Origin of the sequence: Corynebacterium choanae, from assembly GCF_003813965.1 — a bacterium.
In the GTDB taxonomy this organism is placed as follows: domain Bacteria; phylum Actinomycetota; class Actinomycetes; order Mycobacteriales; family Mycobacteriaceae; genus Corynebacterium; species Corynebacterium choanae.
The window spans coordinates 1,976,811-1,992,814 of the sequence record NZ_CP033896.1; the positions used below are offsets into that span (position 1 = coordinate 1,976,811).

At 56.1% G+C, this 16,004-nt stretch carries 11 protein-coding genes; 1 reads left to right on the forward strand and 10 read right to left on the reverse strand.

From position 1 onward, the window contains the following. Positions 1 to 6: 6 nt before the first annotated feature. The 10 genes from CCHOA_RS07115 to ctaC form a co-directional block, all read right to left on the reverse strand. A complete protein-coding gene (locus tag CCHOA_RS07115; protein ID WP_123928767.1) occupies positions 7 to 957 on the reverse strand; it encodes an ROK family protein in 951 nt (316 codons plus the stop codon). Between the two features lie 292 nt (positions 958 to 1,249). Next, a complete protein-coding gene (locus CCHOA_RS07120; protein ID WP_123928770.1) occupies positions 1,250 to 2,452 on the reverse strand; it encodes a glycosyltransferase family 4 protein in 1,203 nt (400 codons plus the stop codon). Between the two features lie 133 nt (positions 2,453 to 2,585). Beyond that, a complete protein-coding gene (locus CCHOA_RS07125; protein ID WP_123928774.1) occupies positions 2,586 to 3,638 on the reverse strand; it encodes a C40 family peptidase in 1,053 nt (350 codons plus the stop codon). Positions 3,639 to 3,959: 321 nt separating this feature from the next. Beyond that, positions 3,960 to 4,580 (reverse strand): C40 family peptidase, encoded by a 621-nt coding sequence (locus tag CCHOA_RS07130; protein WP_245992104.1) that lies wholly within the window; start codon positions 4,578 to 4,580, stop codon positions 3,960 to 3,962. A 1,375-nt stretch (positions 4,581 to 5,955) separates the two neighbouring features. After that, positions 5,956 to 7,584, reverse strand: coding sequence for a cytochrome bc1 complex cytochrome b subunit (qcrB, locus tag CCHOA_RS07135; RefSeq protein WP_123928780.1), 1,629 nt, complete (start codon positions 7,582 to 7,584; stop codon positions 5,956 to 5,958). Next, entirely contained in the window at positions 7,581 to 8,789 is a 1,209-nt protein-coding gene (gene qcrA, locus CCHOA_RS07140; protein ID WP_123928783.1) for a cytochrome bc1 complex Rieske iron-sulfur subunit, read from the reverse strand. The genes qcrB and qcrA overlap by 4 nt, the downstream gene beginning before the upstream one ends. Then, on the reverse strand, positions 8,786 to 9,670 hold the full coding sequence (qcrC, locus tag CCHOA_RS07145) for a cytochrome bc1 complex diheme cytochrome c subunit (RefSeq protein ID WP_206425777.1): 885 nt from the start codon (positions 9,668 to 9,670) through the stop codon (positions 8,786 to 8,788). The genes qcrA and qcrC overlap by 4 nt, the downstream gene beginning before the upstream one ends. A gap of 368 nt (positions 9,671 to 10,038) precedes the next feature. After that, positions 10,039 to 10,653, reverse strand: coding sequence for an aa3-type cytochrome oxidase subunit III (ctaE, locus tag CCHOA_RS07150; RefSeq protein WP_123928786.1), 615 nt, complete (start codon positions 10,651 to 10,653; stop codon positions 10,039 to 10,041). Between the two features lie 932 nt (positions 10,654 to 11,585). Continuing rightward, positions 11,586 to 12,017: an aa3-type cytochrome oxidase subunit IV gene (gene ctaF / locus CCHOA_RS07155; RefSeq protein WP_123928789.1), complete on the reverse strand. Its 432-nt coding sequence runs from the start codon at positions 12,015 to 12,017 to the stop codon at positions 11,586 to 11,588. Positions 12,018 to 12,036: 19 nt separating this feature from the next. After that, complete coding sequence (gene ctaC / locus CCHOA_RS07160; RefSeq protein ID WP_377739914.1) at positions 12,037 to 13,179, reverse strand: aa3-type cytochrome oxidase subunit II; 1,143 nt, start codon at positions 13,177 to 13,179, stop codon at positions 12,037 to 12,039. 877 nt (positions 13,180 to 14,056) lie between these two features. On the opposite strand from ctaC, the gene asnB reads away from it, so the two are divergent. After that, complete coding sequence (asnB, locus tag CCHOA_RS07165) at positions 14,057 to 15,979, forward strand: asparagine synthase (glutamine-hydrolyzing) (protein WP_123928792.1); 1,923 nt, start codon at positions 14,057 to 14,059, stop codon at positions 15,977 to 15,979. Positions 15,980 to 16,004: the final 25 nt, after the last annotated feature.

The window sequence follows — 16,004 nt, forward strand, 5'->3', positions numbered from 1 at the left end:
GTAACGCTAGCTTGTTGTTTGCTGGTTGCGGGCAAGATCAGCGACACCAATCATACCTGCGTCGCCGCCAAGTGTGGTGGTTTCAATGCGCGCATATGGACGATGTCCAGAGCCGGTGATCATGGTGGTGAACGTGTCGTGTGCCCGGTCATAGAACAAATCTGCGGCTGCTGCGACACCGCCGCCGATAACAATCAGTTCCGGGTCGAGAACATCAGCAACGAGTGCTAGCCCGCTGCCGAGCCAAGTGGCGAAAGTGTCAACAATTTGGCGGGCGATCGGGTCGCCGCGACGGGCACACTGCATAATCAGGCGGCCTGTCAGCGAGTCTGGATCGGCTTGATAGGTCGGATGCAGGGCACTGTTTTGGGCGTCGACTGCCGCAGCAAGCGTTTCTTTCGCCTGCGTGACCAGCGCTGTTCCAGAACAGTAGCGCTCTAGGCAGCCACGCTTCCCGCAGGGGCACTCCCGCCCATTGGCGACGACTTGCAGATGGCCGAATTCTGGGGCGGTACCAAAGGCACCCCGGTAGAGTTTCCCGTCGATCATCAAGGCGCCACCAATACCGGTGCCGATTGCTATCAGCGACCAGATCCGTGCCCCTTGGGCGGCACCAAAACGATATTCCCCCCAGGCAGCCGCATTCGCATCGTGTTCTAAGGTGACCGGCAGACCCAGCCGGTCGGTGAGCAGTTGGCGAACATTCGTGTCACGCCACGGCAAATGGGGGGCGAAGCGAACAGTGGCACAGTCCGGGTCGAGGAATCCAGCGACCGCCAAACCCACCCCGGAGACCGAGTATTGATTTGCCAGCTTGTGCACAATGTTTTCGATTGCCCGTTCCATGGCTGCTGCGGTACCTGGTGTGGGTACTTGAGCGAGCTCCACGATAGTGCCCTGGTCATCAACCACTGCACCCCGCAGATTTGTGCCCCCAATATCAAAACCAATGGTCATCGGGGCAGACAACGTAGATTGTGTCGGTAGCAAAACTCACCATCTCGATTCTTCACAACTGCAAAACGGCACGAACGCCTGAAGGCCAGTATTCCACACTGCAAGGGAATTCTTGGCAGCACTCCCCGGCTTGGCCTCCCGCTGGCTTCCCGCCCGTCCCCGAATACTGCTTGCAGCTTGCACACGGTGAGCAGGAAGCCATCGACAGCAGCAAAGCGGCGCTCTGCCCTTTACGGCGCGGCATTGCCATACCAACGAGCGTCACTGGTCAACAGGGTGACCTTAGGCACTCTTACTGCTCAGGTGCACCAATTGCTAGTGTTTCCGCAAATCTTGCGCCAAGCTGTTGCCAGGAAAACTGCTGCTGCACGTGGCGACGACCAGCCTTACCCATGTGGCGGGCTGCGACAGGGTCTTGTAGCAGTGTGTTCACCCGGTCTGCGATCTTGTCGATATTGCGTCCATCGACCACAAAGCCGGTATCTGGGGTGACGGTCTCCGGGGCGCCACCGGATTGCCCGGCGATCACCGGCACACCGCAGGCTTGTGCCTCCAAATACACTATGCCAAGCCCTTCTACGTCTAACCCGCCCAGCCGCGTACGACATGGCACGGCTGCCACGTCGGCTGCTGCAAGCAGATCCCGCATTCCATCACCGGGTAACCGTCCAGTGAACACGATGCGTGTCAAATCGCTATGCTGCTGACCACTGGTGACATTTTGCACCGAAAAACCGTGGGCTGCCCCGACAGCCCGGGCGAGGCGAAGCTGCCTGGCAAAGTCTGGGCCTTGCCCCACGATAGCTAGCCGGGCTTGCGGAAATTCCTGCAGCACCCGCGGCCAGGCTGCCACCAGTTGATCTTGACCCTTGCGACGCACCAAACGGGACACACACACCACTAACGGGTTTTCTACGCCACCTGCGAACTGGCTGCGCATAGTCGCTACCACGGCATTTGGCTGTGGCCGAAAATAGGTGGTGTCTACTCCCGAAGGCAACGCGACATAGCGTGGATGCTCCCCCATCGCAGGCTGCAAAATCTGCCGGGTGTATTCGGCGATATAGCCAACCACATCAACTGTGTCACCGATACGGCGCAACAATTGGCGCCCACCGGGAATTGCTGCCCATCCGGTTTCATGCCCATGTGTGGCTGCCACAATATGCTCTACCCCTGCTTGGCGCAGCTGCGGCGCGAGTAACGCTAATGGTGCGGCGGCTCCGAAAAACACGGTGCGGATGTGATACTGGCGAACAATACGGCAAAGCGCACGTGCAACAGGTGGGGTTGGAAGTAACGGATAGCCGGGAATCCGGATCACCGGATAAGGCAGCTGCGCGTCATAGGTACGGCAAGCGGCTAACCCGCCTTGCGTAGAAGCCACCACCAGCACCTGGTGTGCCGGCAGTGTGGCGAGATAGTCACGCACATAGGATTGAATACCTCCCACCGATGGTGGGAAATCATTCGTGACGACAAGAACCCGGGACATGATCGCCACCTTAGCCGATCACCGACACACCCTGGCATCCCACCCGCAGGAAGCAGCAGAAAACCGAACCTTCCTCGCTTTAACCGCCGGCGGCAGCGGCCGTACCGCAGGGTTATCGGTGGCGGCGCGAAACCTAGTAGCGGCGCGCCCCATAAAACGGCATGGAATCAAGCGGCACAACCTGAACTGGAATCCCGTAGTCGGAGGCGTGAATCACCATACCGTTGCCGGCATAGATCCCCACATGGGTTGCCCCCGGATAAAAACCAATCACATCGCCCGGCTGCAGATCAGCGATATCAACTGGGGTTCCCGCCGCCATTTGCGCTTGCGAAGTCCGCGGCACCGCAATCCCCTCTTGGGCGTATGACCACAGCACGAACCCGGAGCAATCGAAACGGTCAGGACCGGTTGCACCCCACTGGTACGGTGCCCCGAGTTTAGTGAAAGCAGCCGACAGCACCCGCAGCCCCTCGCCAGCGCTGCCCCCAACGTCAGCCAAACTGTACTCTTGCGGATCGTGACGCATCGCCCAGGCTATCCGCTGCTGCACGTCAAGCCCATCAATCCGCTCCCGAATGTCGTCAATTGCCGCGTTGAGTTCATCACGCTGGCTGGAAACTTCCTCGTGCCGGGCGGCGAGTTCACGGGCCGCGAAATCTGCTGCAGCCTTCGCAGTGGCGGCAGCGTTCACTTGCTCGGCGGCTTTGCTCGTAATGGCCGCCTTTTCGTCGATGACCTGCTGCACATGTTGCTCCATCGACTTGAGGAACGCACCTCGGGCAATCGCTGTTTGCGGTCCATCGGCAGTAATCACGGTGGTGATCGGATCAACGAAAGCAGTGCGATATTCAGCCCGTGCTACCCGATCAAGACGTGATCTCGCCGCATCTTGGGCAGCTAATGCTTCGTCGGCGTGCTGTTTTGCTTCCGCGGCTGCAGCTGTTAACGAATCGACAGTCTCCTGTTGCCGCTCAAGGGCAATACTTAGCCCTTTGACTTCTTCATTTTTCGCTTCAACTTCCCGCGAAGTCTCTGCAAGCTCCTCCATGAGCGCGTCGATGTCATCAGCACCCGCCTGCGCAAGCACATGCTCAGCCCCTCGCGGAATGACAGCAGGATCACAAACGATTACCAGCAACGTGGCCGTGAATACCGCTGCCCCGAGCCGCACACTGAGTTTCATGTTCCTGCCTCCCGCGCCGGAGTAACTGCGTTGTTACTGCGGTGGTTTACCGTAAATGCTTTGGATGATGGTGATGACGTCCTCATCGGCACCTATACAAGGTTACAAGAACGTATCGATATTACCGGTCGCTGACGCGTAGATTCCGGCATCCCGACACAACGCCGCTCGCCAGCTGTCCCCACAGATCTCCCTCTATAAGTGGGTGATGCTGCACACAAACATCGGCACCTTCCAACGCGACGCGATGAAAGGTGCCGATGGTGAACGTTTCGAAATGTGGACGCTAAGTGCGTCCCGTGGCGATCCTATGCCAAAAGCCTAGAAACGCACAGCAGAGTGGAAAGGCATATGCGACATTGGGGTCTCACTCAGCGGAGTGCCGTAGTCGACGGCGTTGATAACTGTGCCGTGACCGGTGTAAATGCCGACGTGGGTTGCACCGGAATAGAAGGCAACAATGTCGCCTGCTTGCAGGTCGTTATAGGAAACGGGAGTACCCGCGGCAGCCTGCGCATAGGAAGTACGCGGAATATGCTTACCGACCTGCGCATAAGCCCACGAGGTCAGACCTGAGCAGTCGAAAGCATTCGGACCGGTTGCGCCCCACTGGTATGGTGAACCAATTTTCGTCGCAGCAATATCCACAATGCGCTGGCCTTCGCTTGGCAGCTGCTGGACTGGCACCTCAGCGATGGCAGCAAAATTGGTGTCACTAGCCTGATCAGCGAGCGATGGAACCCACTCAGCAATACCGGGAACTGCACCAATGTTGGGCACGTTCTCAAGTCCATCAACATTGAACGTGATACCCGTATTTGGGATTTGTACCTCGGCGGCCTGTGCGCCACCGGCGAAAGCAGCGGAAGCGGACAGGGACAGAACAGAAACCTTCGCAGTGCGAGCGGCGACGGTGTTCGTTCGGCGGCTGTGTTTACCCACGGTGAGTAATCTCCAAATCAATCTTGTGAAACCTGGCTCCGACTGGCTCACACCCTCCTCAGATGCGACCTGGGATCCATCCTGCCCCCTGCAGTGCTGCGGTCCCGGAACTGCGTTCCTGCGGCGATGGCAACGGGGCGATTTCACCACTGTCATTGCTGAACTTGGCAGCCGGCACAAACCGCGCATGGCATAACCGTGTTCTTAATGTCTCGATTAGGTTACGAAACATCGACGGTTTTGTCTACCGGTTCGCAAAATCTCGGGCTGTAACCAACTCGTTATCAACCCGCAACCATCGATACACACGCCCAACAGGTGCGCCATATCGCCCGCCACCGATTCGCCCCAGAACCCGAAAATACACCTGTAACCTGCATCTATTACTCGGCAAGCAGAGGGTGGGTCAGACAATCTGCCTCAATCCACTCAGCAGCTCAAATGCAAAATGTGTCCTTAGTCACATTTTCTGCGGGTTTATCTCAATGCATTACAGTATTCCCGCTAGTCACACTCGTTTCACACCCCGGATATGAAAACATGACGGCAAATCGCCTGCTGCCCCTGGAGCACACACACCTCATCCCGTACAGCGCCCACCTGCCGGCAGCAAGCGCACACCAAACGCTGGGAAGCACACTGCCGCGCACGAACGACAACAACAAGACTCCAAAGACGACGGACATCATTCTTGGCTACACGCATGTGATTGAAGGTGGCACCCGAGACCAGGTGTACAGCCCAACAGTGCTACAGAAGTCACCTTTGCTGCTAAAACAAGCAATTGTCGTCACCGCACGGCTGTCGTATCAAAGCACGCGGGGAGCACAGCACCCTACACCCTAGAGTAGGGCAAGCTGCGGTTGCACCTGGAACCACCCCCTCCCCGCGCCCCTACGGTTCTTCGTAAGGAATCGGCACCACATCAGTCAGGAAGCAAAGCTCACACGCGCACGGGTTGCTGGTTGCAGTGTAGCTTGCATTGTCAAAAGGCAGTGACGCGACCAGCAGCACACCGACATGGCGGCGATCGATTCACTGCACTGCTGCGACGGTGAGGAGCTCCCGCTCTCGGATACCACCGACACCGGCACAGAAACATGTCGCCCAATCGCCGTTCAAATAGCCACAACCTGGACTGCCACCACGGCGGAAACTCGAACCCCATGACGCTCTATATTCAGCCGTTGCGCGCACCCAGGAACTGATGAGAACCGCCGAAGCTCTCGGCGAACACCAGGACAACACAAAACGCACCGCCTTGGGGACAATACTTTGTCCGCAAGGCGGTGCGTCAGTGCAGTTGGTGGACCCTGACTAAAGGGATCATCGGGTCCCTTATGGGGTCGTTATTGAGTGAAGAACGACCTTCCGCTTAGAATTCGCGGTCGCGCGCTTCATCCAATGCTTTATTGTGCGCTTGCAGATCGCGCAGCATATCAAGCTCTTCATGGTGATTATCTGCTGCGATCTTGCGAGCCTGATCCGCAATGTTCTTCGGATCCGACTTCAGCCAAGCACCACGGGAAGCAGAATCGGCGTAACCCAGTTCATTCATCTGCTTTGGCACCTTCGCGCCAGCGTACTGCAGAGGAATTGGGTGGCCATGCTCGTCAACCGGACCCAGCGGCTGGTGAACTTCAACGAAGGCACCATCAGGCGTCTGAATAATGTGGCCGGTTTCCACACCATGCTCAAGCACGGCACGGTCACTGCGCTGCAGGCCGAGACAAATCTTGTAGGTGATGAAGTAGGCAATCGGAGGAACGATGACCAGGCCGATACGACCAACCCAAGTCATTGCATTCAGCGAGATGTCGAAGTGCATTGCGAACAGGTCGTTACCACCGGAAAGGGTGAGCAGGCTGTAGAAAGCCAGTGCCATAACACCGAGGGAGGTACGAACCGGAACGTCGCGAGGACGCTGCAGCAGGTTGTGGTGATAGTCGTCGCCGGTGAACTTCTTCTCAATGAATGGGTAAGCAAACAGCAGCACCACGAGGATACCGAGCATTACCGCAACCCAGAACACGGCAGGAATGGTGTATGGGCCAAGGTAGAGCTCCCACGCAGGCATAACACGGGCAGCACCGTCAGTCCACAGCATGTACATATCCGGCTGGGAACCAGCGGAAACCTGTGCAGGGTTGTATGGGCCGAGGTTCCAGATGGCGTTGATCTGCGCGATACCTGCGAACAGTGCCAGCATGCCGAAGGTCAGAGCACCGAAGGCGACCGACTTCACAGCGAACACTGGGAGAATACGGATACCGACAACGTTTTCTTCCGTACGCCCTGGTCCTGGGAACTGGGTGTGCTTCTGGAACCAGACGAGTGCCAAGTGCATCGCGATCAGTGCCAGGATGATGCCCGGAATGAGCAGCACGTGTGCAATGTAGAACCGGTTGAGCATGATGTCGGACGGGAAGTCGCCGCCGAACATCGCCCAGTGCATCCAGGTACCGATAATCGGAATGGAGATGATGATCGCGGACATAATCCGCAGACCAACACCGGAGAGCAGGTCGTCTGGCAGCGAGTAGCCGAAGAAGCCTTCAGCAACGCTGAGCAGCAGCAGTACGCAACCGATGATCCAGTTAGCCTCACGCGGCCGACGGAACGCACCGGTAAAGAAGATACGCACCATGTGGGCGATAATCGAGAACGCGAACAGCAGTGCAGCCCAGTGGTGCAGCTGACGGATGAACAGGCCGCCACGAACTTCGAAGGAAAGATCCAGGGCGGTCTTGTAGGCGCGCGACATTTCAACGCCACGCAGCGGTGCATAAGCACCGTCGTAGATCACCTTGGTAATCGACGGATCGAAGAACAAGGTGAGATAGATACCCGACAGCAGCAGAACGACGAACGAGTACAAAGCGATCTCGCCGAGCAGGAAGGACCAGTGCGACGGGAATACTTTATTAATATTCGGACGGATAAGTGCTGCTACGTGGAGCCGGGAGTCTAAGTTATTTCCCATTTTCGCAGTTTTTTTACTCATGACTGACGCTCCCAAAATGCCGGGCCGACCGGCTCAATGAAGTTGCCCTTGGCGACGAGGTAACCCTCTTCGTCAACGGTGATCGGCAGCTGCGGCAGAGCGCGGGCAGCAGGACCGAACAGTGGCTTACAGTATTGCAGCACATCGAACTGCGACTGGTGGCAAGGGCAAAGGATACGGTTTTCCTGTGCCTCGTAGAGCGAAGTCGGGCAGCCAATGTGGGTACAAATCTTGGAGTATGCGTAGTAGTCGCCGTAATGGAAGTCTTCCTGACCCTTGCGCTCGATAACCTTCTTTGCATCTGCGGAACGCAGACGGATGAGCATCACAGCGTTACGAGGACCGTGAATGGAGTGCATATGCTCTTCATACACGTCACGAGTCGGGTTGTAGAGGTCACCGTCGTTGACAGCTTCCTCCGGCAGTGGGAAGACAGTTTCCATACCAGCTGCAGCCAGATCACCTGGGCGCATGCGCACAAGGCGGGAAACACCCTGGGTGGAGAAGTGGCCGTCATGTTCTTCAGCAAGGTTACCGGTGTCACGACCGAGATAGAGCTTGACCCCTTCGTCGTGCAGCGTCCAACCCGAAGTCCACAAGGTGCCATCACCCTGGATGCCGAGCTTGCCAGCCTTCCAAGGATTCTTGATCATGCCACCGAGTGGGGCTGCAACAGCCACACCGGCGAGCACTGCACCAAGACCTGCCAGGCCAACAACGACCTTGCGGCGACCAACCATCGAGGTGGTCCAAGAATCGTTGAGCAGCGCAACCAAGGTACGGCGATCAACTTCAGCGGAAGGACCATCGTGGCGCTGCTGCACCGAGATCTCTTCTGGGATGAACTTCTTGACGTACAGCACAGCGCCCACGCCAAGGCAGATGATGGAAAGACCCATCGTCAAACCGAGCAGCGGTGTGTAGAGGCTGTAGGTCCACAAGCCTTCTTCGCCGAGGTACTTATACTCCCATGGCCAGAACAGGTAGATCCCGAGGAAGGCGATTGCCAGCACAACGCCGAGGGCGAACCAGGTGCCAACCATAATGGCGGCGCGCTTTTCGGCAGGATCGTTGGCGATTGGGAAGCGTTCCTTACGGAAAGCAACGGTCACATCGTCCAGTTCAGTACCGAGACGGGCGAGCTCTTCATTGCTCATCGCATCGAGCTCTTCATTCGTGTAAGTGCGATTTACGTGATTACTCATGAGCGCGATCCAATCCACAATGCAGCGGCGATCAGAATTGAAATACCGACCAGCCACATGAACATGCCTTCAGTCACCGGACCAATACCGCCCAGTGGCATACCGCCCTGGGATGGGGTGTCCTTTTGCGACTTGATAAAGGCGATGATGTCGCGCTTCTCGTCAGCGGACAGCTGCCGGTCAGAGAACTTCGGCATATTCTGCGGGCCGGTGAGCATAGCTTGGTAAATTTCCTGCTCATTTGCAGGGCCAAGTGGTGGCGCAAACTTACCAGAGGAAAGGGCACCGCCTTGACCGGTGAAGTTGTGGCAGGAAGCACAGTTCAGCCGGAAAAGGTCACCGCCGCGGGCGACGTCAGCCGGATCGATGCCGTTTGCTTCCGAATAGTTCTTACCCCGGAGGGAAGTCATTTCGATGTTGCCATCTTTATCGGTGACCAGGCCTGGGCCTCCACCAACAGAGTTGACATAGGCGGCCAAAGCCAGAACCTGCTGCTCGGAGTAGCGAGGAGTCTTCCGCTTTGCCTGCGCTTCATTACGCAGCATCGGCATACGGCCGGAGTGCACCTGGAAGTACACTGCACCTTCGCCGACACCAATAAGCGATGGGCCGCGATCTTCAATACCTTGCAGATTGGTGCCGTGGCAGGTCACGCAAGCGACTTCGTAGAGCGCTTTGCCTTGATCAGCCAGAGCTGCTTGAGTCTGCTCGGCGGTTGCTGTTTGCACATCCGGGGTCACGGCGTTGGCTAGAAGCCCCGCACCGGTCAAGCCGACGGTCAGAGCCATCGCACCACCGAAGGTGCGCCTCACCTTCCGTGACAACTTGACCTTGCGGGCGCGTGCAGCCTGCCCGGTGGTCTGTGGGTTGGTTTCCATCATTTCCCTTAAAACGTGGATCGGACAATGTGGGTGTAACAGCCCGACAACTTGCCTGTTCATCACTTCAGCATTCCGACCGCACCAGTGAACCGTTTCCAGGACCTTCCTGGACTTGGGGCCAATACCTTTTCGCCCTGCCCCACTGTCTCGTCTGCGACGAAACCGCGAACTCAGAACGAAAACACCCAAGCCGTCGACCAGCTAACGGACAATACTTCGCTACCAACCAACGGTGAGTAGCTAGTGAAGTACACGATGCGATGGCGACGGTGCCTAGCGCCTCCCGGCAATCCGGGAAGAATCTCGAAGTGATGAAGTTGAAGTTGTATCGAACACTCGCGTGTTCAGGACTGCCAGATTCCCCGGCGTTACTGGATGAAGTAGATCGTGATGAACAGACCGATCCAGACCAGGTCAACGAAGTGCCAGTAGTAGGACACCACCATTGCCGCTGTAGCCTGAGCCGGAGTGAACTTCGCAAACGTGACACGAAGCAGCACAACCACGAAAGCCAACACGCCCGCGAGAACGTGAGCTGCGTGGAAGCCGGTCGTGATGAAGAAGGCTGAACCGTAAACAGAGTTCTGAATGGTCATACCCTCGCGAACGAGGTTGATGTATTCACCAGCCTGGCCAGCGAGGAACACCAGACCCAACAGGGCCGAAAGTGCATACCACCGGCGCAGACCGTAGACATCGCCACGTTCTGCCGCGAAGACACCAAACTGTGCCGTAAAGGAGCTTGAGATCAGAATGATCGTGAACAGCAAGGCGTACCAAACATTGAGGTAGCTTGTGCCATACTCCCAGCTTCCTCCCTGGCCGTTCGCACGAGATACGAAGTACATCGCGAACAGACCAGCGAAGAACATTAATTCCTGAGACAGAAACACAACCGTTCCGACACTGACCATATTGGGGCGGTTCAGTGCCGCAACACGCTGTGGTGCTGCCATTCCTGTGTTTCCAACTGCGCTCGTCACGTTATTTAGTATGACGGAGTACCTGCCCCACCGCACCTCAAGCCCCCCTCTTACTTTGGGAAAATTTTTGGCCTAAGGAAGGCAATTCCACAGGGTTAACTTGAAAAATTTTTTTTACCCTACTCGGGAACTTTTCCTCCGTTCTATCCGACGGGCCGTTTCTGCAGGTGACACGGGCAAGCCTGCGGGATCGCTGAAAATCGACAAAACCTGCGCCTTGTTTTGCTCAAATTGAGTGGCATCCAAAGGCGTTCTGCCGGAAAAACGCATGAGAGTTATCTCACACCCGCCAGACCCCCCATTTGCCGGAAATCATACTTTCGTATGCCCCTCACAACCGGCGTTGAGCACTCTCACCAATCAGGCAGCTACCCCTCCGATCGCCCCCTCAACGATCATGCATCACCGTCAGGTGAGGCACGTTCGATCACCCAATCCCCTCCCCCGCAAATAAGACTTCTTCGCCTCACTTCGCCTGCCAACACGCCGGCGGAGCTGCAGAGATAATCAAACGGTGACGGATTTGCAGCTTGCAATTCCCTACCCCCTAGTGCCGGGTCATCTACCGACACCATATTCGATCATTTGCCGCGTTACCCCGACCGCCCTTTTCGTCACAATTGACGTAAAAATAAAGTTCCTGTAATCCTGAATTTTCTTCCAAGCATGCGCGCACAACACGACAAAACGATAAAAAAGTCACCATCACCGAAGAAAAGCATGTAGGCAGACCCGCAGACGTTCCCCACCGCAGGAAACCCCAATTAGCGGAACTACACAGCAAAAAACTCGCCAGGAGCAAGCTCTGCAACGCAGAATGCTTACCCCTGGCGAGTGTCTTATAAAGGAAGTGTGATGCCGTCAGGCGCGGCCCTTGGACGCCCCGCCTGATCTACGGCTAAGGCAGACTAAAACGGAACCGTTTTTGCCGATTAGTGCTTTTCGCGCGGCATACCGTACTGCAGATTCAGCATGGTGCCGAAGAAGATCAGCATAACCGCGCCGAGGATCAGCAGCCAGTACATCATGTAGGCGATAGCAATACCCATCAAGGCGATGGCCATGGACATTGCGAAAGGCCAAATAGAGGACGGACCGAAGAAACCGTACTGACCAGCGTTGTCAGCGATTTCAGCTTCTTCCCAGTCCTGCGGCAGCACGTCCATGCGACGTTCGGTGAAGTGGAAGTACACACCAAGCATCGTGGTCAAACCGATGCAGAGAACCAGACCAGTGGATCCAGCCCACTCCACACCCTGGTGGTAGCCGGCATCCTCAACATACTTCGTGCCAAGGACATACACCACAGTCGCCAGAATGAGGAACACTGACAGACCGTAGAAAATTCGAGCCATTGATTTCATATCAATTTACCTTCCTTGACTACCGGGCCGTCTCGTTGAGTTCGACATAGTTGCCGTCCTTCTCAACGCCACGCGAGTCTTCACGACCGGTTACGAATGGAGCGGTGGAGGTTGCGTAAGGATCTTCACCGATTGCCTTCAGCGCCTCCGAGTTCGGAGCGGTCGGGTTCGCGATACGGAACTTCATGTATTCAGCGAACTTGTCACGGCTCACAGCGCGGATTTCGAAGTTCATCATAGCGTGGTAGGTACCGCACATTTCTGCACAGCGCCCAACGAAAGCGCCTTCTTTTTCAATCTTGGAAACCTGGAAGCGACGCTGTGCGTGGCTGGCTTCCGGATGTGGATAAGCGTCACGCTTGAACAGGAATTCTGGAACCCAGAAGGAGTGCGACACGTCAGCCGAGGCGAGGTCGAATTCGATTGGGGTTTCAGTTGGTAGCACGAGCACTGGCACTTCTTCCGAAGTACCGAGGGTCTCAATGGTGTTGAAGTGCAGGTAAGAGATGTCGGACTTCGAGCGGCCGTTGACCGGACCGTCCTCTGGCTCTACCCCACGCTCTTCAGCGAACTTTTCCATCTTTTCGCGATAGGCTTCATCAACCTTGGACAGCTCGGCGGTAGCGGTACGCTCTTCGTCGATACCGTTCCAAACCTGGCCGTCAGCAGCGGCACCGAGACCGGTTACCTCACGGTAGCCAAACTTCCAGTTCCATTGGAAGGCGGTGACGTCAACAACAACCTCGGGATCCTTATCCAACGCGTCGACCTTGTCTTGGGTCTGCACGGTGAAGAAGAACAGGGTCATCACGATAACCACTGGAATGGTTGTCAACACAATTTCCAGCGGTACGTTGTACTGCAGCTGGTTCGGGATTGGGTCTTTGCCCTGCTTTTCAGCTTTCTTGGCGGAGAACGCGAAGATCGAGTAGATCATCAGCCCCCACATCACGATGCCGATTGCCCAAGCGGCAACCCACACCCATTCCCAGAAGTTCTCCATCGCCCGGGCTTCCGGGGTGATGCCGTCTGGCCAGCCAAGCTGGAAGACGGCCCAGTGCGGACCCTCAACCTCACAGCCAGCAAGCGCCATCGCTCCCGTAGCGAGGGCAGTTGTCAGCAGCGCCTTTTTCTTCAGGCGCGTGAAAATACGGTGTTCCACGTACGTCTGCCTTCCTGTGCACACTAAAAATTCGTTCGTCCATTCTGACCACGATTCTTGCTCCTGACGCTACCCCAGAACCTGTACCAAGCAGGCCATTTTGGACGCAAGAGTAAGAAAAATGCACGCGATTACAAATAAACCAATGTGGATTTTATCCCATGAGCTGCGGTACTCACCAATGGGCAAGTTCCCGACAGAGGACGAAAAACTGCAGAATCAACCTTAGGTTTGCCCCCTTATGGGCGTAGTAATGATCAGCCCAGGGGGTGTCAGCTCCCGCACTTACCACAGGACTCGTTTCACCCCCTGCCCCCTCCATGGTGAATCCCTCCAGTGTGTGCCGGATTTTACGAGGTCTGAAACCTGCAACTGCTCTGTGGGGAACAGTTGAGTAACGATGAAACAATTGCAAGCCGTTACAAGAAATGTGCGCTTGGCCACTTTTCAGGCCGGGCGTGTTGCTTACCCCCATACGCGAGGGCACTACTGCCCCACTACCGGAAGTGACAAGCCGCCACCGGAGTGCATGCTCCCTAGAAAGTCGCGCACGTTTCTACCAACACGAATCGGCACCACTTCACTAAACCGGCTAGAGTGAGTGCAGTTTGATCAGTCATACCGGGAATCCCACGGATGTCGAATGTTTACGGATCGAGCACGGCTCCAACCAGCCAATGTCAACGACATTGTCGTTGTTCCTTATATATAAGGACTAGAGGTAACAGTCGTGCGCTCCCCGATTTCACAGCCGCGAGGTGGGTTACCCACTGCCATAATCACTGTTCCTGGAATCGAAAGCCATGCAAAGCGCCAGTGGAACAACACAGCGTTTTACCAGGTTTGCCAAGGGACACAGAAAGGATCGCTTGCTGCTATGTGTGGTTTGCTAGCCATGTTGTGCGCTAAACCGAATGCCGACGAGTACGTGTCCGCCATCTCAGATGCCCTTCCCTGCATGCGGCATCGAGGACCCGACGAAGACGGAACTTGGCACGACGATCAAGCAGTCTTTGGCTTCAACCGGCTGTCAATTATCGACATTGCGCATTCTCATCAGCCACTCACCTGGGGTCCAGATGACCAACCGAATCGCTACGCGATGACCTTTAACGGTGAAATCTACAACTACATTGAGCTTCGTGAGCAGCTGCAGGAATTGGGCTATACATTCCACACCAGTGGGGACGGCGAACCAATCGTGGTCGGCTTCCACCACTTTGGACCGTCATTTGTCGAGCAGCTCCGAGGAATGTTCGCAGTCGCGATCTGGGACAGTCACGAACGGCGAATGTTTATTGCCCGTGACCGCTTCGGCATCAAACCCATGTATCTGTGCACCACTGCTGCAGGCACAGTGATTGCAAGTGAGAAAAAATCCATTTTGTCAATGGCTCCTGCACTCGGCTTGGCGCTCGATGTTGACGTCCATGCGCTGGAGCATTACATCGATCTGCAATACGTTCCTGAACCGGAATCACTTCACGAAGGTATCTTCCGTCTGGAAAGCGGCTCGTGGGGCTACATCACCCCGGGTCAAACCGTGACAACAACCCGCTACTTCGAGCCGGAATTTCGCACCAAAGACGTGCCAGCCGGCACCGAACAGCAAGTGTTTGATCGAATTGCAGCAGTGATGGAAGACTCGGTTGCAAAACATATGCGCGCCGACGTCACGGTGGGATCGTTCCTTTCAGGCGGTATCGACTCGACCGCTATCGCTGCGTTAGCCAAACGCCACAACCCTGACCTCCTCACCTTCACCACTGGATTTGAACGCGAAGGCTATTCGGAAGTTGATGTTGCCGCAGAATCTGCCGCAGCAATCGGCGCTGAACATATTGTGAAAATTGTCAGCCCCGAAGAATACGCAGCCGCCATCCCGAAGATCATGTGGTATCTCGACGATCCGGTGGCTGATCCTTCCCTCGTTCCGTTGTACTTTGTGGCGCAAGAAGCGCGCAAACATGTCAAAGTTGTGCTCTCAGGTGAGGGAGCCGACGAGCTTTTTGGTGGATACACAATTTACAAAGAACCATTGTCGTTGGCACCATTCGACCATATTCCAGATCCGGTGCAGCGAGGCTTGCGGAAAGTTGCTGCCTTGCTCCCCGATGGGGTGAAAGGCAAATCCTTGTTGGAACGGGGCACCACCCCGTTGGAGGAGCGCTACTACGGCAATGCTCGCAGCTTCAACTTCAGCCAATTACAACGGGTCATGCCGGAAGCAAAACGGGAATGGGACCACACCGAGGTAACCGCCCCAATTTATGCAAAATCCACCCATATGGATCCGGTAGCCCGGATGCAACATCTTGATCTGTTTACCTGGCTGCGGGGCGATATTCTGGTCAAAGCAGACAAAATGACCATGGCGAACTCCTTGGAACTCCGGGTGCCGTTCCTGGATAAGGAAGTATTCGCCGTTGCAGAAACCCTGCCCCCAGAGATGAAAATTTCGCACGGCACTACCAAATATGCTCTTCGCAAAGCTATGGAGCAGATTGTTCCACCGCATGTGCTGCATCGAAAGAAGCTCGGATTCCCGGTACCGATGAAGCACTGGCTTGCGGGCGATCAACTGCACGGCTGGGCAATAGAGACAATTCAGCAGTCGCAGGCTGGGGATCTGATCGATAAGCAGGCATGTCTAGCGATGCTCGAGGAGCATCGTCGTGGGCAATCTGATCATTCGCGTCGCTTGTGGACGGTGCTGGCCTTTATGGTGTGGCACGGGATTTTCGTCGAGCATCGGATCGACCCACAGATCGAAGAACGCGATTACCCCATCGAACTGTAGGATCACAGCATCAGCTGTGTCACCA

What these genes read in the sequence shown, in the direction of transcription:
- asnB (WP_123928792.1), top strand. Translation starts at nt 14,057, where the DNA reads ATGTGTGGTTTGCTAGCCATGTTGTGCGCTAAACCGAATGCCGACGAG.
- CCHOA_RS07125 (WP_123928774.1), bottom strand. Translation starts at nt 3,638, where the DNA reads ATGAAACTCAGTGTGCGGCTCGGGGCAGCGGTATTCACGGCCACGTTG.
- qcrB (WP_123928780.1), bottom strand. Translation starts at nt 7,584, where the DNA reads ATGAGTAAAAAAACTGCGAAAATGGGAAATAACTTAGACTCCCGGCTC.
- CCHOA_RS07120 (WP_123928770.1), bottom strand. Translation starts at nt 2,452, where the DNA reads ATGTCCCGGGTTCTTGTCGTCACGAATGATTTCCCACCATCGGTGGGA.
- qcrC (WP_206425777.1), bottom strand. Translation starts at nt 9,670, where the DNA reads ATGATGGAAACCAACCCACAGACCACCGGGCAGGCTGCACGCGCCCGC.
- CCHOA_RS07115 (WP_123928767.1), bottom strand. Translation starts at nt 957, where the DNA reads ATGACCATTGGTTTTGATATTGGGGGCACAAATCTGCGGGGTGCAGTG.
- qcrA (WP_123928783.1), bottom strand. Translation starts at nt 8,789, where the DNA reads ATGAGTAATCACGTAAATCGCACTTACACGAATGAAGAGCTCGATGCG.
- ctaF (WP_123928789.1), bottom strand. Translation starts at nt 12,017, where the DNA reads ATGAAATCAATGGCTCGAATTTTCTACGGTCTGTCAGTGTTCCTCATT.